This is a genomic window from Mumia xiangluensis (genome assembly GCF_010994095.1).
In the GTDB taxonomy this organism is placed as follows: domain Bacteria; phylum Actinomycetota; class Actinomycetes; order Propionibacteriales; family Nocardioidaceae; genus Mumia; species Mumia xiangluensis.
Genome location: NZ_WJYO01000001.1, coordinates 1,277,823 through 1,296,530, shown reverse-complemented (window position 1 = coordinate 1,296,530; position 18,708 = coordinate 1,277,823). Strand labels below are relative to the sequence as shown.

20 protein-coding genes, 1 tRNA gene and 1 pseudogene are annotated in these 18,708 nt (G+C 67.9%); 14 read left to right on the top strand and 8 right to left on the bottom strand.

Annotated elements, in window-relative coordinates:
- Positions 1–85 precede the first annotated feature (85 nt).
- On the top strand, positions 86–613 hold the full coding sequence (locus tag GH747_RS06060) for a hypothetical protein (protein WP_149768589.1): 528 nt from the start codon (positions 86–88) through the stop codon (positions 611–613).
- A 51-nt stretch (positions 614–664) separates the two neighbouring features.
- Here GH747_RS06060 and GH747_RS06055 read toward each other — a convergent pair whose 3' ends face one another.
- A complete protein-coding gene (locus GH747_RS06055; protein WP_149768588.1) occupies positions 665–829 on the bottom strand; it encodes an IS3 family transposase in 165 nt (54 codons plus the stop codon).
- A gap of 157 nt (positions 830–986) precedes the next feature.
- Between GH747_RS06055 and GH747_RS22185 the strand changes: the two are divergent.
- The 4 genes and pseudogenes from GH747_RS22185 to GH747_RS22175 all read left to right on the top strand — a co-directional run.
- Positions 987–1,840 (top strand): annotated as a pseudogene (locus GH747_RS22185) (IS3 family transposase); the annotation flags it as partial.
- 249 nt (positions 1,841–2,089) lie between these two features.
- Positions 2,090–2,656: a hypothetical protein gene (locus tag GH747_RS06040; RefSeq protein ID WP_149768586.1), complete on the top strand. Its 567-nt coding sequence runs from the start codon at positions 2,090–2,092 to the stop codon at positions 2,654–2,656.
- Positions 2,657–2,907: 251 nt separating this feature from the next.
- Positions 2,908–3,312, top strand: a complete 405-nt coding sequence (locus GH747_RS22180) for a VOC family protein (RefSeq protein ID WP_149768585.1) — start codon at positions 2,908–2,910, stop codon at positions 3,310–3,312.
- Positions 3,309–3,590 carry a winged helix-turn-helix transcriptional regulator gene (locus tag GH747_RS22175; protein ID WP_149768584.1) on the top strand — a complete coding sequence of 94 codons (282 nt, stop codon included), beginning with the start codon at positions 3,309–3,311 and terminating at the stop codon, positions 3,588–3,590. Before GH747_RS22180 ends, GH747_RS22175 begins: the two co-directional genes overlap by 4 nt.
- Before the next feature lie 112 nt (positions 3,591–3,702).
- On the opposite strand, the gene GH747_RS06025 is transcribed toward GH747_RS22175, so the two are convergent.
- From GH747_RS06025 to GH747_RS06010, 4 genes are all read right to left on the bottom strand, one after another.
- Positions 3,703–4,497: a hypothetical protein gene (locus GH747_RS06025; RefSeq protein ID WP_149768583.1), complete on the bottom strand. Its 795-nt coding sequence runs from the start codon at positions 4,495–4,497 to the stop codon at positions 3,703–3,705.
- A 120-nt stretch (positions 4,498–4,617) separates the two neighbouring features.
- A complete protein-coding gene (locus tag GH747_RS06020) occupies positions 4,618–4,827 on the bottom strand; it encodes a hypothetical protein (protein ID WP_149768582.1) in 210 nt (69 codons plus the stop codon).
- 441 nt (positions 4,828–5,268) lie between these two features.
- Entirely contained in the window at positions 5,269–8,289 is a 3,021-nt protein-coding gene (locus GH747_RS06015) for a hypothetical protein (protein ID WP_149768581.1), read from the bottom strand.
- Positions 8,290–8,537: 248 nt separating this feature from the next.
- Positions 8,538–8,771, bottom strand: coding sequence for a hypothetical protein (locus tag GH747_RS06010; protein ID WP_149768580.1), 234 nt, complete (start codon positions 8,769–8,771; stop codon positions 8,538–8,540).
- Positions 8,772–8,951: 180 nt separating this feature from the next.
- Here GH747_RS06010 and GH747_RS06005 point away from each other — a divergent pair, with 180 nt between their 5' ends.
- The 4 genes from GH747_RS06005 to GH747_RS05990 all read left to right on the top strand — a co-directional run bounded on the left by GH747_RS06005 (position 8,952) and on the right by GH747_RS05990 (position 11,458).
- Positions 8,952–9,284 carry a hypothetical protein gene (locus GH747_RS06005; RefSeq protein ID WP_149768579.1) on the top strand — a complete coding sequence of 111 codons (333 nt, stop codon included), beginning with the start codon at positions 8,952–8,954 and terminating at the stop codon, positions 9,282–9,284.
- 69 nt (positions 9,285–9,353) lie between these two features.
- Positions 9,354–9,686, top strand: coding sequence for a DUF6966 domain-containing protein (locus GH747_RS06000; RefSeq protein ID WP_149768578.1), 333 nt, complete (start codon positions 9,354–9,356; stop codon positions 9,684–9,686).
- 198 nt (positions 9,687–9,884) lie between these two features.
- Positions 9,885–10,103 carry a helix-turn-helix domain-containing protein gene (locus GH747_RS05995; RefSeq protein ID WP_149768577.1) on the top strand — a complete coding sequence of 73 codons (219 nt, stop codon included), beginning with the start codon at positions 9,885–9,887 and terminating at the stop codon, positions 10,101–10,103.
- 212 nt (positions 10,104–10,315) lie between these two features.
- On the top strand, positions 10,316–11,458 hold the full coding sequence (locus GH747_RS05990) for a site-specific integrase (RefSeq protein ID WP_267236158.1): 1,143 nt from the start codon (positions 10,316–10,318) through the stop codon (positions 11,456–11,458).
- Between the two features lie 98 nt (positions 11,459–11,556).
- On the opposite strand, the gene GH747_RS05985 is transcribed toward GH747_RS05990, so the two are convergent.
- Together GH747_RS05985 and GH747_RS05980 are read right to left on the bottom strand one after the other, a co-directional pair.
- Positions 11,557–11,632 (bottom strand) — tRNA-Thr (locus tag GH747_RS05985).
- Between the two features lie 33 nt (positions 11,633–11,665).
- Positions 11,666–12,292, bottom strand: coding sequence for a TM7S3/TM198-like domain-containing protein (locus GH747_RS05980; protein WP_149768575.1), 627 nt, complete (start codon positions 12,290–12,292; stop codon positions 11,666–11,668).
- 81 nt (positions 12,293–12,373) lie between these two features.
- Here GH747_RS05980 and GH747_RS05975 point away from each other — a divergent pair, with 81 nt between their 5' ends.
- The 5 genes from GH747_RS05975 to GH747_RS05955 all read left to right on the top strand — a co-directional run bounded on the left by GH747_RS05975 (position 12,374) and on the right by GH747_RS05955 (position 16,970).
- Positions 12,374–12,784 (top strand): phage holin family protein, encoded by a 411-nt coding sequence (locus GH747_RS05975; RefSeq protein WP_149768574.1) that lies wholly within the window; start codon positions 12,374–12,376, stop codon positions 12,782–12,784.
- On the top strand, positions 12,774–13,034 hold the full coding sequence (locus GH747_RS05970; protein ID WP_149768573.1) for a DUF3618 domain-containing protein: 261 nt from the start codon (positions 12,774–12,776) through the stop codon (positions 13,032–13,034). Before GH747_RS05975 ends, GH747_RS05970 begins: the two co-directional genes overlap by 11 nt.
- A 158-nt stretch (positions 13,035–13,192) precedes the next feature.
- Entirely contained in the window at positions 13,193–14,389 is a 1,197-nt protein-coding gene (locus tag GH747_RS05965) for an alanine racemase (protein WP_228552790.1), read from the top strand.
- On the top strand, positions 14,386–15,711 hold the full coding sequence (locus GH747_RS05960; RefSeq protein WP_149768572.1) for a D-arabinono-1,4-lactone oxidase: 1,326 nt from the start codon (positions 14,386–14,388) through the stop codon (positions 15,709–15,711). Before GH747_RS05965 ends, GH747_RS05960 begins: the two co-directional genes overlap by 4 nt.
- 44 nt (positions 15,712–15,755) lie before the next feature.
- Positions 15,756–16,970: a DUF4032 domain-containing protein gene (locus GH747_RS05955; protein WP_149768571.1), complete on the top strand. Its 1,215-nt coding sequence runs from the start codon at positions 15,756–15,758 to the stop codon at positions 16,968–16,970.
- A gap of 40 nt (positions 16,971–17,010) precedes the next feature.
- On the opposite strand, the gene GH747_RS05950 is transcribed toward GH747_RS05955, so the two are convergent.
- A complete protein-coding gene (locus GH747_RS05950) occupies positions 17,011–18,663 on the bottom strand; it encodes an FAD-binding dehydrogenase (protein ID WP_149768570.1) in 1,653 nt (550 codons plus the stop codon).
- Positions 18,664–18,708 lie beyond the last annotated feature (45 nt).

Genomic DNA, 18,708 nt, shown 5'->3' with positions numbered 1-18,708 from the left:
GCGAGGGCTGGGCCCACGCCACTGAAGCCGCAAGACCGCGTCACCATGCGGGACTACTGCCTCGAAGCCGAGCAAAGGATAGTCAATGAAAAGAAGCCGCGGGATGCGGTGGGCAGCGATCGCCGCGATGGTACTCACGCTGGCCACCACCTCCGGATGCGGCGACTCCCCCGAGATTGCGACCGACCCCGACGCCGCGAGCGAAGGAACCACGACGACCGATGATTCAGGACTGCCGAAGCCCGCACCGGCGTTTGCTGCCCACTTCACCGACCCCATCTATGAGGAAGTCTCCAACGACCTCACTCCGTTCGGATCCGACGAGGGTTGGGACATGCTGGCGATTTGGGACGAACGCCGTGGTGAGCTGAGCCCGGACTCCACGGTCGCTGACGTCCTTGAAGACGACCCAGCCGAGTTCCTCGCGACCAACGAGCTCGATGACGCGGTAGCGGTACAGTCCGCTGGCTTCACGCTGCTGCGGTTAACCGGACACATCGACGAGGCAGGCCGCCAGGCCACACTGCAGGCTCTCGCTCAGCTGCAGGCGATCGATGGTGAGTCATCTGAGCTCAAGCGTCAGGTGCAGGACCTCACCTCCTGGACGGAGTAGACAAGTCGTAGTTGGGTTACAAGCGTGGAGTGAATCGCACTGGGTTTCGTTCTATGCGTTCCCTTGGCCAGCGAGTGCTGGCTGGCTTGATTCTTGGGCAGCGTAGTACGCCGCCTCCACCTCGAGCGGGGTCATCATGTTGAGCTCGCGGTGGAGGCGCTGGTTGTTCCACCACCACACGTATTCCAGCGCGGCGAGTCCGACCTGCGCGATCATGCGCGATGGCCCCTCGTCGGCGGGTCAGCTCGGTCTTGTAGAGCCCGTTGAGGTCGAAGCTGTCCCCGACGGTCCCGGTCGAGGGCTTGGGACTGCTGCACGGGTAGGTGACATCTGATCTGTGGTGCCGAGAGGTGCTGCTGGAAGGATGTGCACTGTGCCCAAGCCGTATCCCAAGGAGTTCCGCGACGATGTCGTGCGGGTTGCCCGTAACCGCGAGGAGGGCGTGCATCTGAAGCAGATCGCGGCCGACTTCGGGATCAGCGAGTCGTGTCTGACGAACTGGCTGAAGGCCGCCGATGTCGAGGACGGGATTAAGCCCGGGACGACGTCTGCGGAGAACGCCGAGCTGCGGGAGGCGAAGAAGCGGATCCGGCTGCTGGAGCAGGAGAACGAAGTGCTGCGGCGGGCGGCGGCGTATCTGTCGCAGGCGAATCTGCCGGGAAAATGATGTACCCGCTCGTCCGCGAGCTGGCCGCCGACGGGATCCCCGTCGCGGTGACGTGCCGGGTGCTGAAGCTGGCCCGCCAGCCCTACTACCGGTGGCGCAAGACGCCGGTGACCGACGCCGACCTCGCCGAGGCGTATCGGGCGAACGCGCTGTTCGACGCCCACCGCGATGATCCGGAGTTCGGCTACCGGTATCTGCTCGACGAGGCCCGTGACGCCGGTCAGGTGATGGCCGAGCGGACCGCGTGGCGGATCTGCTCGACCAACGGGTGGTGGAGCGTGTTCGGCAAACCCAAGCGCGGCAAGGCAGGCCGGCCGGGGCCGCCAGTGCACGACGACCTGCTCGCCGTCAGCGACGCGAAGGGGCGGGTGCGGCACGAGTTCACCGCGACCGGCCCGAACGAGGTCTGGTTGTCCGACATCACCGAGCACTGGACCGGTGAGGGCAAGCTCTACCTGTGCGCGGTCAAGGACGTCTACTCCAACCGGATCGTGGGCTACTCGATCGACTCGAGGATGAAGTCGCGGCTGGCGGTGGCCGCGCTCGACAACGCCGTGGCCCGACCCTGGGCCGCCTCACGCCCGTCGAGTACGAGACCATCAAGACCACACCAGCCGTACTGGCTGCCTAACCCAACCTGTCACCTGATCGTGCAGCAGTCCCGTCAGACTGTGGTTCCTATCGTCAACTCTGCCCAGACGTTCAGGCGCGCCAAATGTGAAACTGTGGCCAGGCGCTCATAACGGGTTCGGTCGACTCGCCAGTGAAGCTGGATAGTGCGCACATCGCTGCGCTGAGACGATGGGCGCATGAGCGTCGATGTGTCGGGATGGCAGCCGGATTGGCTACCGGCATCGGAGCAGGTTCAAAAGCAGTCCCCGGCGCTTCGGGACCTTGTCGGCAGGACCATCACGGACGCGTGGGTGGTCTGGAACTTGGAGCACGACGAGTGGTTCGCCGACCTGCCGGTCGTGCTGTCGTTCGATGGCAGGGGGCAGCTTGAGGTGTGCTGGCAGAAGTTCGATGACCTCTCGGTCACGTGGGACTCCATCGACACGAGGGTTCGCCCGCGTGCATGGGTCGAGTGGCTGTTGGAGTGGCGTCGAGCAGCGCACCCGGCTTTGGAGTCCAACGTCGGCATGTCCGTTCACGCAGTGGCGGTGACCGAGCACTTGTTCCAGACGGAGCGCCTGGACCGGCCGGGTCTGCCGTCTCGCGTTTGGCTTGCCGGTGGTCTCTGGTTCGGGACGACTGGGCCGGGCCTTCATATCTTCAACGCGCTGGACGAGAACGGGCTCGATGCGGGCACGCCCGCCGACGACTCTGAGCATCGCCTCACGACTCTGACTCAATCGCATGAAACGAGCGGATCGTAGATGCGGTCCAACGCCGCGGTTGTGCAGTCTTTACGGGTGCGTCTTTGCGCCGCGTTGCGGACACGTCCGACCCCGACTGGCCCTCGCCGGAACGCCCACCAGCGAGGGTCTGCAGCTCATTCGTCCGGGGGCGCGACCCGAGTGGCAGCATTGCGCTGCCGAGACGGATCGTCCCCGCATCGACCGCGGGACGTGCCGCCCCGTGCGCAAGCGCCTTGACGGCCTACTTGTATTTTGCAAGTATCCCATATATGAGCCTCTTCATCACCTGTCCAGTCGACAGCGTCGAGCGCGCGACCGTCTTCTACACGGCCCTCGGCTGGACCTTGAACACAGAGATGTCCGACCACAATGTGTCGTGCTTCGCGATCGCGCCCGAGCAGTACGTCATGCTCGGCAGCCACGAGATGTACGCCAGTGTCGGCGGCGTCGAGGAGCTCATCGGCGGACCTGGCACCCCTTCGAAGGTCACCGTCTCGTTCGACCTCGGAAGCCGGGAGGCGGTCGACGAGCTCGTCGAGCGCGCCGGTGCTGCTGGCGGCCGGATCGGCGAGACCGACGACTACCCCTTCATGTACCAGCGCCAGTTCGACGACCCCGACGGCTACCACTACTCGCCGTTCTGGATGAAGCCGGACACCGACCCGACCGCGTGAGCGACCTCGCCGCGGCCCTGGAGATCGTCGGCGCACGGTGGGCACTGCTCATCGTTGAAAGGCTGCTCGACGGGCCGCAACGGTACGGCGACCTTCAACGCGAATTAGGAGTGCCGACAAACATTCTCGCCACCCGCCTGCGTGAGCTCGAAGCGGCCGGCGTCCTGACGCGCATACCCCTGCGACACAACACCCGGGCCTACTCGCTCACCGAGCGCGGGCTCGACCTCCGTGAGGCGATCCGCACGCTCGGAGACTGGGGCCGTGGACAACGCTAGACCAGTGACGACCCAGCTAGACGGAGTGCGGCCGGAACCCCGGGATCTGCCGCAATGAGTACGTCATTCCGTCGCCTGCCGGGCGCCTCCGCCGAAGCCGCTCGCCGGCGGACTAACGCGACCGCAGCTCGACCGGCAGGGGCGAGTGGGCCGGAACGGGGTCGAGTTTGATCGGCCACGCGTGCAGGTTGCTGGTCTCGAATACCTCGACCGGTCCCCACGCCTTCCCGTAGCGCGGCTGCCAGTCATCGGGGCGCTCGATAGTCGATTCGCTTGCCCACCGGAACTCGGTCGCTGCGCCGCGCTTGAATTTGGGAAGTGAGTTCGACGGAGACTTCAGCGCCTGCGTGAATCCCAGCGAACCCTCCGCGCGTGCGGGCGCGACCTCGAAACAGAGTTCGCTCCACCCATCATCGGCGACTCGAGCGACAGGACGAGCTCGTAGTCGCCGAGCCCGGTCCATCTTCCATGCACCGGTCATCTCGAAGCCCATGTGGTGGTCCAGGACGTGTTGCTTTGCCTGCTCCAGGGCCTGCAGGGGCCACCCACGTGCGGCGCCGATAGCGCGCATGGACGCATCGACGACCTCCAGCACGACACGCGCCCGATCCTGCGAGGAGAACGTGGCGACCTGCGTCGGGACGTGCGCGCGCACGGTCTCGTCACCAACAGGGGTGAGGTGGACATCGACGACAACGGACGAGGCCGTGTCCGCGGGACTGACGAACATCTGAACTGCCGAACGCCGAGCCTGGATGTCGAAGCTGCCCAGCGCTTCGCTGTATCGCTCGGTGACTCGACGCGACGTGCGCGCGAACGCGTCTTCCGTTACGTCCCCGCCGTCGCCCCAAGGCCGCCCGACCGGACCACCGTTTGGCCAGAACCAGACATAGTTGAGCACCGCCATGGGCAGATCATGCACCAGCGAATGTGGCGTCCGCGCGGTGGTGCAACGAGAGGCCCCGCTATCGCGGCTTGCGTCAATGCGCCGCGTCTGCCCGATTCGGCAGCAGACGAACGTGGTTGGTCAGGGCAGGTCGTACGTCTCGCGAAACAACAATGCAGCGTCTTCGTACAGACGCAGATTCTCGAGCGATTCGCCCGAAATCTCGTGGCCGTAGGTCTGAGCTACGACATGTTCCTCCGACAACCAGCGCGCCGTAGCCTCAAGCCAGTCGACCAGGCCGCGCACGGTGTCGTCGTCGATCTCAGGCGCTTCCGGCGGATCCTCGTCCATAGGACGAGGATTTCATTCCACGGACCAACCCCGACGCCTATCGCCACGTAAGGCCTGTGGCTTGCCTACCTCAACCGCCGCATATGACGCGGCGGGGCGACCGACAGCGCCCGCACGTCGTTCCCGGCCGTGGATCCGGGGATCCACCGCCAGCGCGCGTGTGGGCCGAGCGTCGCCGACACGGACCTTTAGTTCCGGCGGGGCCGGATCGATCGGGAACGCTGAAGCAGCTGTTCGGGAACGCACATCGTGCTCAACCGGCGGGCTGTCACAAGGCCAGGATGTGGCACGTCCAAGCGGTGCCAGTAGCGGAGTTGCGTCAAACGGTCGGGGCACTCGGTCGGTGGGAGTCGTCCGCAAGACGACGCTCGACACGCTGCGCCTCGTCGTCCACCGTTGGCGTCCCTCCAGCGGCCACCCGCGTCGGGAGCAGCTCGGTCGTCACCGGATCCGCACCCTCCGCTTGGCGGTAGCTGGTGTGGCGACGCCGTCACCGGCGTAGACGATCCGCACCGTCCGCCGGCCGGGCCGAACCTGCCGAAACCTCACCGTCGCGGCACCATTCGTCAACCGCACGACCTTCTGCCGACCATCGATGCGTACGCGTACCGTGCCCGTGGCCACGGTGCCTGCCGCGCGCACACGGACGGAGATGATGACGCGGCGCTTCGCCCCGACAGCACGGGCAGCGAGGGTCGACGCCGAGATGACCTTTACGGTCGAAGCCGATGTCGCGCTCGCGCCACGATGCCCGGCCATCACCCCTGTTGCACGGACGGCGACGTGTCGTCCGACGTCTGCAGCACCCAGACGGTACGCCGCACGCGTCGCGCCGGGAATCGGCGCGCCATCGCGAAGCCACTGGTAGGTGACAGTGGTCCCTGTCGTCCACCCGGCACCGGTGCGTGCGGCGAGCACCTCGCCGTACCGAGCCTTCCCCGTCATTGCCACCGTCCCGGCGCGCACGACGCCGGCCCGCACGGGCGCCGACGCCGGCGACGTCGCGGACCGGGCGACATAGCCGAGCGCGACCGCGTGTACCTGCACCGAGATCGTCGCACCGAAGTCTGCCGCCTTCAGCGGGTACGTCGCCCCGCCGACCCCGTCGACGGTCACGCCGTCGCGAGACCAGACGTAGCTGAAGGTGACGTCGTCCGGTGACCAGCCGGTCGGCACGGCCTTGAGCGTTCCGCCGACGATCGTGTCTCCGGTGAGGTTGACGTGGCCGGCGGGCAGGGTTGCGGCCTCGATAGTCGTTCGTGTGATGGCGTTGGTCGAGGCTTCCTTGCCGTCGTACGTCCCGGTGACGCGGACCCAGATCCGCTTTCCGACGTCCTGCGGACGCAGCGTGTACGAAGGGCCGGACGCACCCGGAAGGGGCGAGCCCGTTCCGTACGACCAGGTGTACCGGAGCTGTGTGGTCGACGGCAGCCACGATCCAGGATCGACCGAGAGCGTCTCGCCGACGCGGGTGGTTCCCGACAGCTCTGGCGTGCCGACGCACGGTCGGCCGCCACCGCAGTCGACGGTGACATCGATCCCGGTCAGCTGCGACTCGGCAGCGAGCTCGACCTCGACTCCGTCGGAGGACTCGTGGGGGGCGCCGTACGAGCGGCCGTATAGTCGCTGGTCGTCGGGGTGGACGTCGAACTCGTAGGTTCCCGCAGGCAGCCCCCACAGGACGTACTCACCTGTCGCCGGATCGGTTCTCGCCGAACCGACTGCCTGTTGCGAGTACGAGCTTGTCCGTAGGTAGGCGATCACGCCGGCGGATACCGGGAAGCCGCCCGTGCTGGTGATCGTGCCGCGCACGCCGCTCGTCGTATCTGCGGCGAGCACACCGTCGACGGCACCCGTGTCTTGGTCGGCGGCGACGTCGACCGGTGCTGCGGCCACCAATGTCGAGACGTCGTCGTAGAACTCGTCGACCAGTCCGGACGACGGGTCGGCGTCGAACTGGACCCGGTAGGTGCCGGGCGCGAGGCCCCGCAGGGCGTAGGTGCCGTCGCGGGTGAGGCGCGTCGTCGCCGACGGGGACGATGCCTCGTCGGTCGGTGCGAACGCCTTCACGACCCCGACGAATTCGCGCCCGACGCTTCCGGTGACGGTTCCACGGATCGTGCCCTCAGTCCGGTCGACGTCGAGGTCGGCGTCGACGTCCGACAGCGACGCCTCAAGATCGAGCTCGTCGGCGTCGGCAACGGAGAACCTGTCGTCGAGGTACTCCGTTCGAAGGCCCTCGTCTTGCGGGACGAACTCAACCTTGTACTGGCCGCGGCGCAGTCCGCGGACGCGGTAGCGACCGTCGACCGCACTGGTCTCCGAGGTCCTGTCTGGCTTCCAGGTGGCGGTGGTCGGATCCAGCACGAGTGCGCGCACCGAGGCGCGGGCGGGCGCACCGTCTGGGCCGCGCACTGTCCCTGCGACCTGGAGCCCGGGCTCGAGCCTGGCGTCGATCCCTGTGATGCGTTCGGGGCCCGCGACGACGATCGGGTTCGCTTCACCGAACGTTGCGGCGTCCCCGTTGAACTCCCCGGCAAGGGTGGTGTCGGCGGGTTCGAACCCGATCCGGTACTCGCCCTCCTGGACCCATTGCGTGCTCAGGCTGTACCGTCCGGTGTCGGATTTCGACTTGACTCGTGAGTGGATGCGCCATCGCTCGAGCGATGGCTCCCAACGGTAGAGAACAACGTTGGCTGCTGCGGGGTCGCCGTAGTGGTCGGTCACTGTGCCGCTGATCGAGGTGTAGAAGACGAGCGCCCCGTCGATCCCGTCCACGGCCTCGGCGTCGGTCACGGCGATGGGCCTTGCCATTTCCTTGGTGTAGACGCGGTCGTAGTACTGGTGACTGATTGGGTACTCGTTCGACCCGAACTGGACGATGTAGTGGCCGTCGGTGAGGCCGACAATCGTGTAGCGACCGGTCGACCTGTCAATCTCGGCGGATCCCGCCGGCTCGGTCTCGCCGTCGGCGTTTCGCCGCGACGCGGAGGCGAACACCCGTGCGTCTGCGCTGACGCCGTCGGGCAGCGTGACTGTCCCGGAGATCGTCCCCCCGACCCGTAACGTCGTGGTGCCCAGCTGCGTCGTCTCTCCGGCGACGACGTCGACTGTCTCGCCGTCCTCAACGGTGAGCGCGTTCGGATGGAACGTCGACAACAGGCCGGTCCGCTCAGCGGTCGGACCCACGCGGATCTTGTACGACCCCGGCGCAAGGCCGGAGACCGTGAACGTCGGATTGGTGGACCGGTACAGGCCGTCGTGGCGCCAGGTCGAGGTCTCCTCTTCCCACGCGTAGATCGACACCCAGACGGTATCCGTGAGGGGACCCGCCGGTGAGACGACGGTGCCCGCGAGGGCACCCGTCGGTGCTGCCGCCTGTGCGGGCGGCGAGGCGAGGCCGACTGGGGCGAGGACGAGAAGGACGCCGAGCAACAGCCTGGCGATGAGCGTGCGCGTCATGGGAGTCTCCGGGGAAGTGAGTCGGCAGATCGTAACCCTGTTTCACACCACCCAGTAAGCGTGGGTACCAACCTTCGGTCGGACGTCCCAGATAGACAACACCCCGGACATGTCACCCTCATCAGTCCGAAGCTCTGCAACCGACAACTCGGCGCGAGCACCAGAGCGCACGCCGATGCCAATACAGTGCGTCTTTACGCCGAGTATCGGTGAACATCGAAACGCACGCTCAGTCCGCTGAGCGGTTGTCAGGCGGTCTTGTCGACGCCAGCACGTGTCGACAACAGGTGTCTGCTCATGCCAGCCGCCAGACCGACTGCAAGCCCGCCTACCGTTCCCATTCCGACGGCGAGCAGTCCGTCGCTGGCCCCATCAATGTCGGCTGCATCCAACGCCGCGAAGATGATCAGGGCCAGACCCATAGCGGCTTCGGTGATGATGAGCGCCCAAGTGGGCGTCCGAGCAAATCGGCGCGCGGTCACGCGGGGCAGAACACTGCGACCGGCCAGGTGACGCCCGGTGATCCCGCGATCCGTGGCGCAAATGAGTGTGTCTAACCGCCGCGAAGCGCCACCTCGAACCATCGCGGTCCATGCGCGCGGAGACGCATGATCTGCCGATGAGCGCGCGACGGGGACTCGCATTAGGGCAGAGTCGCCTACGTGCGCATCGACAGCCCGTTGCCCTTCCACGGGAATGTGGTGTGGCTTACCCGCGAGCAGGGCGGCCGCGACACGGGGCCACCGCCGACACCTCCTGACCAGGACTATGCGGCTACGGGATTCGTGCCTCCGGCAAACGCAACCACCGGATTGGCGTCCATCGTCCTTAGGGTGCAGGACCGGAAGGCTTGGCGCTCGCCCGCCGACGCAGCATGGCTGGTCGCGGACAACGTGCCGCCGCACCGGGTGACAGATGGTGACGTCATCGTTCTCACCGAGGGCCGCCGCGAGGTGGGGTACTTCCACGTTGAATTCGTCGATCCCGTCGTCTGACGAACGCACTCCCCTGCCGCGGTCCGCGCGCTCGTGCCGATGAGCTGCCGCACCCACTACGGTCGGGATGTGCAGGAGCGCGAGGCAGACGAGCGGTACGACCGGCTCATGGTCGACCTGAAGTCCACCTGCAAGCTGCTCATGAGGTACGGCGAGCGTCACTGGTCGGATTGGATGGACAGTGTTCGCCGCGAGATCGAGGCCCATGACGCGCATGGTCTGACCCGCCTGCTGCAGGCATACGGCGGGATGGGCAGTTTCAACGACGTGTACCTGCATCCACCCGACGCCCAGGGTGGCAGGGCGACCGAGAGTCGGGACAATGATCTGCTCGAGGAGTTGAGGTCGCAGATCTGGGCGGATGCGACGGCATTGCTGAAGGCGCTCGATCGCGACGCGTGATCGTTCGTACCGCCATGACGCGCCCACCGTCATCGTCTAACCGCCGCAATCGACTCGCCCTGCGACCGGCCTTGGGGCTAGAGGCCGACCGGCGGCTCGTGAACAGGCGTTGCGCCCACCCCCGTCAACAAGAGTCGTCTTCCGAAGAACACGCCTGGCATTCGATCCTGGAGTGAACCTCGACGGACGGAGGACGTCATGACTTCACTCCTGCTGCGGCCGGTCGAAGCGGCCGAACAGCTCGGCATCGGACGCACGAAGCTATACGAGCTGATGAGCGCCGGCAAGCTCGGCTACGTCCAGATTGGAGCACTTCGGCGCATCCCGTTGGCGGCGCTCGAGAAGTTCATCGACGACAACGCCGCCCCCGTTCACCTGGACGCTGACGATGCCCCGCACGCCGCCGCCGGTCTGTGACCGCGAAGGTTGCTTCCGGGCACCGCTCGTGCAGATCGTCGACCTTGCCGGCGTATCGCAGCGACTCTGTCGTCGGCACTGCCGCGACATCTTAGAGACGGCTGTGTTCGCCGCGCCAACGCTCCCGACGCTCGGCGGTCACGCCGACGGCGCCACGGTCACGCTGCCGATCGTCCTGACTCGGTGGGATGACGCGAGCTGGGTGAGCGAGAGTGCCTGAAAAGCGGCGCGGACGCGGCGACGGATCGATCTACCGACTGACCGACGGCCGTTGGCGCGGCGCGATCGACGTCGGGTGGGTCGACGGCACCCGCCGCCGCAAGGTCGTCACCCACGACACGCGCAAACAGGTCGTCGCCGAGCTCCGCGACCTCGCGCGCCAAGCGCACGACGGCCGGGTCAGCACTGAGCGCACACCAACGGTCGCGCAGTGGATGGAGCGCTACCTCGCCGAGGTCGCCGCGACGACCGTGCGCCCCACGACGCTTCGGCGCTACGAGCAGGAAGCCCGACTTCACGTCATCCCGACGCTGGGACGAATGCGGCTCGACGTGCTGCGCCCTCACCACCTGTCGGCCCTGTATCAGGAGAAGCGATCTGACCTCTCGCCCGCGAGCATCCGCCGACTGCACGCGATGATCCGGCGGAGCCTCACGATCGCGGTCCGTTGGGGTCTGATATCGACCAACCCCGCTCAGATGGTCGATCCGCCGGCGATGACGCGCGCGCAGATCCATCCCCTCACTCGAGAAGAGGCCGAGCGGTTCCGCCGCGCCGTTGAGGGCGATCGGTTGGAGGCGCGCTGGTTGATCGGCCTTCTCCTCGGGCTCCGTCAGGGGGAAGCGCTCGGCCTTCGTTGGGACGACATCGATCTCGACACGAAGCGACTCACCGTCAGTGGTGCGCTTCAGAAGATCGACGGCTTGGCCCGGCTGGTTGCGCCGAAGACGAAACGGTCGCTTCGAACGCTCCCCATGCCATTGGGTGTCGTCGACGCCCTGACGCAGCGCCGCGAGAAGCAGGAGGTCGAGCGTGCGAAGGCGCTGGACCTCTGGCAGGGCAACGCACTGAACCTCGTCTTCACGACTCATATCGGCACACCGATCGAGCGCAGCAACGACTACCGCTCATTCCAGGCGATCCTCGCGAAGAGCGGCCTCCGCAAGGTCCGGCTCCACGACCTGCGGCACACCACCGCCAGCCTGATGCTCGAACGAGGGGTTCCGGCGCGCGTGGTGATGGAGCTTCTCGGCCACTCGCAGATCAGCCTCACGCTCGACACCTACACCCACGTCGATGCTCGACTGCTGGACGAAGCGGCCACCCTGATCGAACACCTGACTGGAGGACGCTGAGATGACTTTGGCTAACGGTTTGGCTAATCGAGCCGGAATCTCCGGCCGTTCAGCAAGCAGCGGCGGCCCGAAGACCATCGCTGACCTGCGGCGATACATGGAGCCGGTGACAGGAGTCGAACCCGCGACATCCTCATTACAAGTGAGGCGCTCTACCAACTGAGCTACACCGGCATAGCCCCCGTACGACGCGGAGCCGCGCCCATCCTAGCCGCCGACGGGTGACTGCTGACGCCGCGAGGTGCTCCCGAGCTGGACGAGCAGGCCGATGACGAAGAGGACGATCGTGGCGCCGTACCAGAGCCAGGTCGGGTCGGCGATGGTCCACGCGCGCTCGAGCTGCCGTCCGTCGACCTCACCGGTGAAGAGCATGACGGCGGTGACGACCAGGCCGGCGCCCGCGTACGCGCTGGCGAGGACCAGCAGCAGCGCTGGGAAGTGGGTGACGACCGCCAGGATGGTGAGCAGGGCAGCGAAGACGAGGCCAACCGTCGTCGGGACCCATCCGGTGTCAGCGCCGAACAGGCCGGCGGTCACGACACCGACGACGTACCCCATGGCCGCGACGCCGATCACGACGCCGAACCAGTACCAGAGGTACGCGATGAGGCCGACCACGATCGCGCCCACGACGGCAGCGACCCAACCCCAGAACGTCCCGAACAGCGGACCCCCGACCTGCGCCTGGACGAGCTCGGCACCGAGGAAGAACCCGACCCACGCGCCGAACAGCGCGATCAGCACCCGCAGCGCGGCGCCGCCCCAGAACAGCAGGACCACCCCGACCAGGAGCAAGAGAACACCGAGCACACCGTCACTCATCCCACTGTCCATGGCGACGAGCCTATGCGCCCGCACGCATGGTCGGTGTGAGGACGGGCACCAGTGCGGCGTACCCGACAGAGGGAGCGCACGATGACACAACCCCAATCGCGGTCCGACGAGTCGATCGCCGACCTCGTGCGAGACATGTCGACGCAGACGTCCCGCTTGGTCCGCGACGAGCTCCGGCTCGCGCAGGCCGAGCTCACACAGAAGGGCAAGCGGGCCGGCATCGGCGTCGGCGAGCTCGGCGGAGCAGGCCTGCTCGCCCTGTACGGCCTCGGCGCGCTGTTCGCTGCCATCATCGCGGCCCTCGCCCTGGTGATGGACACGTGGCTCGCTGCACTGATCGTCGCCGTCGTGCTGTTCGCCATCGCCGCCGTGCTGGCAGTCGCCGGCAAGAAGCAGGTGCAGAAAGCCGTCCCGCCGGTGCCGGAGCACACGGTCGAGAACGTCAAGGCGGATATCGCCGAGGTGAAGGAGGCACGCAGCCATGAGCACTGATCCCAGCGAGATCCAGCGTGACATCGAGGAAGCCCGTGAGGAGCTCGGCCGCACCGTCGAGGAGCTGTCGGACCGCCTCGACGTCAAGAAGCAGGCGCGGCAGCGGCTGGACGAGGTGAAGGGCGAGGCGAAGAAGCGGGTCGAGTACGCGAAGCAGAACGCGAAGGACAAGCCGCAGCTGGCGGCCGTCCTCGTCGCCGGAGTCGCGGCGCTCGTCGCGGCGATGGTCTGGAGCCGCGTGCACGACTAGCGGTTTCGACTCGCAGGCTCGCTCAACCAGCGGGGACCTCCCTCGCAACCAGCGGACCCGGCGCGCTCGCTCAACCAGCGGACCCCGGCGCACGCTCGCTCAACCGATTCTTCTTAGTCGGGTGTCCAAAACCACATTTCTGTCCCATACTGGGGATTGTGGCTATTGGACAACTGCCCAACATGGAGCGCCTGGAGCGCCTGACACGCGACCTCGACACCCCGTACGCGGTGGTGGACGGGGCCGCGCTCGCGCACAACGCCGACGAGCTCGCACGCCGTGCCGGCGGAGTGCCGATCCGCGTCGCCTCCAAGTCCGTGCGGGTTCGCGAGATCCTCGAGCGCACGCTGGCGCGTGACGAGTTCCAGGGCGCGATGACGTATAGCCTCGCTGAGTCCGTCTGGCTCGCCGACCAGGGCCACACGGACCTGCTGCTCGCCTACCCGACAGCGTCGCGTGCCGCACTCCGCGACCTCGTCGCCAAGGACCACCGCGCAGCCTCGATCACCCTGATGGTCGACTCGCTCGCGCACCTCGCCTACATCGACTCCATCGTCGGCACCGACCACCCGCCGATCCGGATCTGCATCGACGTCGACTCCTCCCTGCGCCCGGTGCGCGGTGTGCACCTCGGCGTACGCCGCTCCCCCGTGCACAGCCCGGACGACGCGATCGCGCTCGCCCGCGAGGTCGCGGCCCGACCGGGGTTCGAGCTCGTCGGCCTGATGTTCTACGACGCGCAGATCGCGGGGATGCCTGACAGCTCGCCGGCGATCCGCCTGGTGAAGACGCGGTCGCTCGCCGACATCGTCGAACGACGTGCCCGCATCGTCGAGGCCACACGGCAGGTCACCGACCTCCGACTCGTCAACGCCGGCGGCACGGGAAGCCTCGAGGTCATGCGCGAGGACCCCAACATCACCGAGCTCACCGCCGGGTCGGGTCTCTTCATGCCGACGCTGTTCGACGGCTACGACGCGTTCGAGTCGACCCCTGCCGCGTTCTACGCGCTGTCGGTCGTCCGCAAGCCGACGCCGGAGATCGCCACCCTCTTCTCCGGCGGGTACGCCGCCTCAGGCGCCGCAGGCAAGAGCCGCCTCGCGACTCCCGTCTGGCCGCAGGGACTGTCGCTCATCGGCACCGAGGGTGCGGGCGAGGTCCAGACCCCCGTACGCGGACGGGTCGCGCGGGCGCTGCGCATCGGCGACCGTGTCTTCATGCGGCACGCCAAGGCGGGAGAGATGTGCGAGCGGTTCGACGCCGTCCACCTCGTCCACACCGAGGAGTCGCCCGGCGGCGTGGCGACTGTCGAGACGCTTCCGACGTACCGCGGCGAAGGGAAGAACTTCGGATGACCACGACCACGTCCCACGTCGCCACGGGCCAGTGGACCAACTGGGGCCGTTGCGCGAGCGCCGACCCGGTTGCGATCGCCCACCCGCGGTCGACCGCCGAGGTGGCTGACGTCGTACGCTCCGCCGCTGCGAACGGCCAGCACGTCAAGGCCGTCGGCGCCGGGCACTCCTTCACCTCGATCGCGGCCACCGACGGCGTGATGATCCGCATGGACCACATCACGGGCATCCAGCACGTCGACCGCGAGACCGGCCACGTCACGGTCGGCGCCGGCATGCGCCTGCGCGACCTCAACCCCGCGCTGCACGCGCTCGGGCTCGCGCTGCCCAACATGGGTGACGTCGACCCGCAGTCGATGTCCGGCGCGACGTCGACGGGCACGCACGGCACCGGCGCCCGCCTCACCGGCATCGCCGGCGCGATCGTCGGCCTCGAGATCGTTACCGGCGACGGCACGGTCCTCACCGTCACTCCCGACGACGCCGACCTGTTCGGCGCCGCACGGGTCGGGCTCGGTGCGCTCGGCATCGTCACGTCGCTGACGTTCGCGTGCGTCCCGTCGTTCCTGCTGCACGCCCGCGAGGAGCCGATGCTGCTCCCCGACGTCATCGAGCAGCTCGACTCCCTCGTCGACGACAACGACCACTTCGAGTTCTACTGGTTCCCGCACACCGACCGTGCCCTGGTCAAGCGCAACAACCGCGTCTCCGACGGCACGGAGCGCAAGCCGCTGTCGAAGGCGCGATTCCTGCTCGACGACGAGGTGCTGTCGAACGGCCTGTTCGAGGTCGTCAACCGGATCGCCAAGCACCAGCGCGGCTGGGTCCCGCGGCTCAACGCGATCTCGGGCCGCGCACTGTCGGCCCGCGAGTACACCGACTGGTCGTACGAGGTCTTCATCTCGCCGCGTCGCGTCCGGTTCCGGGAGATGGAGTACGCGATCCCGCGCGCCGCACTGCCGACCGTGATGCGCGGGATCGACGCGTGGATCAACGCCTCCGACGAGACGGTGTCGTTTCCGATCGAGGTGCGGTTCGCGGCACCGGACGACATCTGGCTGTCCACGGGGCACGACCGCGAGAACGCGTACGTCGCCGTCCACCAGTTCCACCAGATGGACTACCGCCGCTACTTCGAGGGCATCGAGGCGATCTTCGGCGAGCACGAGGGCCGCCCCCACTGGGGCAAGCTCCACACGCTCGACGCAGACGCCCTCCGGACGCGGTACGCGCGCTTCGACGACTTCCGCGCCGTATGCGACCGTCTCGACCCGCACCGTACGTTCCGCAACGCCTACCTGGACCGCGTCCTCGGCGAGTAGCCGCATCCTCGGCCGGGAGGTCCGGGAGGTGCGAGGCTGGGCGCATGCCGATCACGCTGGTCTCCGCGCGCCCGCGCAGCGGACTCGTCACGCTCCCGTGGCACCTGCCGCTCGAGGAGTGGCCGGACGAGCTCGACGTCTCACTCCCGCGAGGCATCCACCGGCACGTCGTGCGGTTCGTGCGGATCGACGGTGTCGTCGTGGTGGTCAAGGAGACCACCGAGCACTACGCGCGCCGCGAGTACACGCTGCTGCGCGACCTGCGGCGCCTCGACCTCCCGGCGGTCGAGCCCGTCGCGTACGTCACCGGTCGTACGACCCGCGCCGGCGCCGAGCTCCCCTCGGCGATCGTCACGCGCCACCTGCCGCGCTCGCTGCCGTACCGGTCGCTGTTCGAGCACCCGCTGTCCGACAACACCCTCGAGGCCGTCGTCGACGCGATGGTCGTGCTCCTCGTACGGCTCCACATCAACGGCTTCTTCTGGGGCGACTGCTCGCTGTCCAACACACTGTTCCGTCGCAGCGCCGACGAGTTCGCCGCGTACCTCGTCGATGCCGAGACCGGCGCCCTGCACGAGACGCTGTCGCCGGGACAACGCGGCGAGGACCTCGACCTCGTCCGTACGAACGTGTTCGGGGAGCTCCTCGACCTGCAGGCCGCAGAGCTGCTCGCTCCCACGATCGAGCCGCTGGAGCTGGTCGACCACGTGATCGAGCGGTACGACGCGCTGTGGGACGCGCTCACCGGCGTCGAGGAGTTCTCGACCGCCGAGATGTGGCGCATCGAGCAGCGGATCGAGCAGCTCAACGACCTCGGTTTCGACGTCGGCGAGCTCGACATCGTGACCGACTTCGACGGCGACAGCGTCCGCATCCAGCCGCGCATCGTCGAGCCCGACCACCACGCGCGACGGCTGCAGGGGCTCACCGGCCTGGACCTCGAAGAGGCGCAGGCGCGGCGGCTCCTCAACGACCTCGACGCGTTCGCCAGCGCCCACGAGCTGCAGAACGAGAACTCGATGGTCGTCGCGCACCGGTGGCTCACCGAGGTCTGGGAACGGCTCGCCGCGATGATCCCGCCTGCCGACCGGGACATCGTCGAGCCGGCGCAGTTCTTCCACGACGTGCTCGTGCATCGCTGGCACCTGTCGCAGAACGCGGGGCACGAGGTCGACCTCTTCGCGTCGGCCGAGGACTACCTGCGTACGCAGCTCCCCCACCAGGTCGCGACCCTGCGGGCCGCCGCGGGAACCCCTTGAGCCCAGTGAAGGGGAGGGGACGGGACGGCGGCCCGGTCGATCAGCCGACCGCCTGAGCTGCTGCGCGACCGGCGGTGCGGCCGGAGAAGATGCAGCCGCCGAGGAACGTGCCCTCGAGCGCGCGGTAGCCGTGCACGCCGCCGCCACCGAACCCGGCGACCTCGCCCGCGGCGTACAGCCCGTCGAACACCGAGCCGTCCTCGCGCATGACCGCCGCGTCGAGGTTCGTCTCGAGCCCGCCGAGCGTCTTGCGCGTGATCACCCGCAGACGCACCGCGATGAGCGGACCGGCCTTGGGGTCGAGGAAACGGTGCGGCGACGCCGTACGGATGAGCTTGTCACCCCGGTACGACCTCGCGCCGCGCAGCGCGACGACCTGCATGTCCTTCGAGAACGGGTTGTCGATCTCGCGGTCCCGTGCCTCGATCTGCGTCCGCAGCGCCTCCAGGTCGAGCGGCGCCTCGGGGGTGAGCTTGTTCATCCCGGCGACGAGCTCCTCGAGCGTGTCGGCGACGACGAAGTCCTCACCACGCTGCTTGAACGCCTCCACCGGCGCCGGCGCACCCGGCTTCACGCGACCGAGAACCTGCTTCCAGTCCCGGCCGGTCAGGTCGGGGTTCTGCTCCGAGCCCGACAGCGCGAACTCCTTCTCGATGATCTTCTGCGTCAGCACGAACCAGCTGTGGTCGTGGCCGGTGGTGCGCAGGTGCTCGAGCGTGCCGAGGGTGTCGAACCCCGGGTACAGCGGCCCGGGGAGCCGGTTGCCGCGCGCGTCGAACCACAGCGACGACGGCCCCGGCAGGATGCGGATGCCGTGCCCGGGCCAGATCGGGTCCCAGTTCTGGATGCCCTCGACGTAGTGCCAGCCGCGGTCCGGGTTGATCATGTGCGCGCCGGAGTCGATCGCGATCTGCTGCATGCGTCCGTCCACGTACGCGGGGACGCCGGTCAGCATGTCCTTCGGCGGCGTGCCGAGCCGGTCCTCGGGCCAGGTCTTGCGCACGAGGTCGTGGTTGCCGCCGATGCCGCCGGAGGTGACGATCACCGCCTGCGCGGAGAGTGCGAAGTCGCCGTCGACCGTGCGGTTCGAGGCGACACCGCGCGGTGACGCGTCGGGCGCCAGCACAGCGCCGGTCACGCCGGTCACAGCACCGTCGGTCACGGTCAGCCCGTCGACACGGTGCCGGAACCGGAACGTCACCAGACCCTTGGCCACACCCTCGCGCACCCGTCGCTCGAACACCTCGACGATGCCGGGGCCCGTCCCCCAGGTGATGTGGAAGCGCGGGACCGAGTTGCCCGGGCCGATCGCGCCGTACCCGCCACGCTCGGCCCACCCGACGATCGGGAAGAGCTTCAGCCCCTGCTCGCGCAGCCACGCACGCTTCTCGCCGGCGGCGAAGTCGACGTACGCCTCCGCCCACTTGCGGGGCCACTCGTCCTCGGGCCGGTCGAAGCCGGCGTTGCCCATCCAGTCCTGGAGGGCGAGGTCGTACGAGTCCTTGATGCCCATGCGTCGCTGCTCGGGCGAGTCGACGAAGAACAGGCCGCCGAACGACCAGAACGCCTGCCCGCCGAGGTTCGCCTCGGACTCCTGGTCGACGAGGACGACCCTCTTCCCGGCGTCGACGAGCTCTGCGGTGGCCGCGAGGCCGGCGAGCCCCGCTCCGACGACGATCACATCTGCATCCATGCGTGCCATCGTCGCGGCGCGCTCGCGTCGTGACAACGATCACCG

Coding starts and splice junctions, on each gene's coding strand:
- GH747_RS06060 (WP_149768589.1), top strand. CDS start 86: ATGAAAAGAAGCCGCGGGATGCGGTGGGCAGCGATCGCCGCGATGGTA.
- GH747_RS06055 (WP_149768588.1), bottom strand. CDS start 829: ATGATCGCGCAGGTCGGACTCGCCGCGCTGGAATACGTGTGGTGGTGG.
- GH747_RS06040 (WP_149768586.1), top strand. CDS start 2,090: ATGAGCGTCGATGTGTCGGGATGGCAGCCGGATTGGCTACCGGCATCG.
- GH747_RS22180 (WP_149768585.1), top strand. CDS start 2,908: ATGAGCCTCTTCATCACCTGTCCAGTCGACAGCGTCGAGCGCGCGACC.
- GH747_RS06025 (WP_149768583.1), bottom strand. CDS start 4,497: ATGGCGGTGCTCAACTATGTCTGGTTCTGGCCAAACGGTGGTCCGGTC.
- GH747_RS06020 (WP_149768582.1), bottom strand. CDS start 4,827: ATGGACGAGGATCCGCCGGAAGCGCCTGAGATCGACGACGACACCGTG.
- GH747_RS06015 (WP_149768581.1), bottom strand. CDS start 8,289: ATGACGCGCACGCTCATCGCCAGGCTGTTGCTCGGCGTCCTTCTCGTC.
- GH747_RS05995 (WP_149768577.1), top strand. CDS start 9,885: ATGACTTCACTCCTGCTGCGGCCGGTCGAAGCGGCCGAACAGCTCGGC.
- GH747_RS05980 (WP_149768575.1), bottom strand. CDS start 12,292: ATGGACAGTGGGATGAGTGACGGTGTGCTCGGTGTTCTCTTGCTCCTG.
- GH747_RS05975 (WP_149768574.1), top strand. CDS start 12,374: ATGACACAACCCCAATCGCGGTCCGACGAGTCGATCGCCGACCTCGTG.
- GH747_RS05970 (WP_149768573.1), top strand. CDS start 12,774: ATGAGCACTGATCCCAGCGAGATCCAGCGTGACATCGAGGAAGCCCGT.
- GH747_RS05960 (WP_149768572.1), top strand. CDS start 14,386: ATGACCACGACCACGTCCCACGTCGCCACGGGCCAGTGGACCAACTGG.
- GH747_RS05955 (WP_149768571.1), top strand. CDS start 15,756: ATGCCGATCACGCTGGTCTCCGCGCGCCCGCGCAGCGGACTCGTCACG.
- GH747_RS05950 (WP_149768570.1), bottom strand. CDS start 18,663: ATGGATGCAGATGTGATCGTCGTCGGAGCGGGGCTCGCCGGCCTCGCG.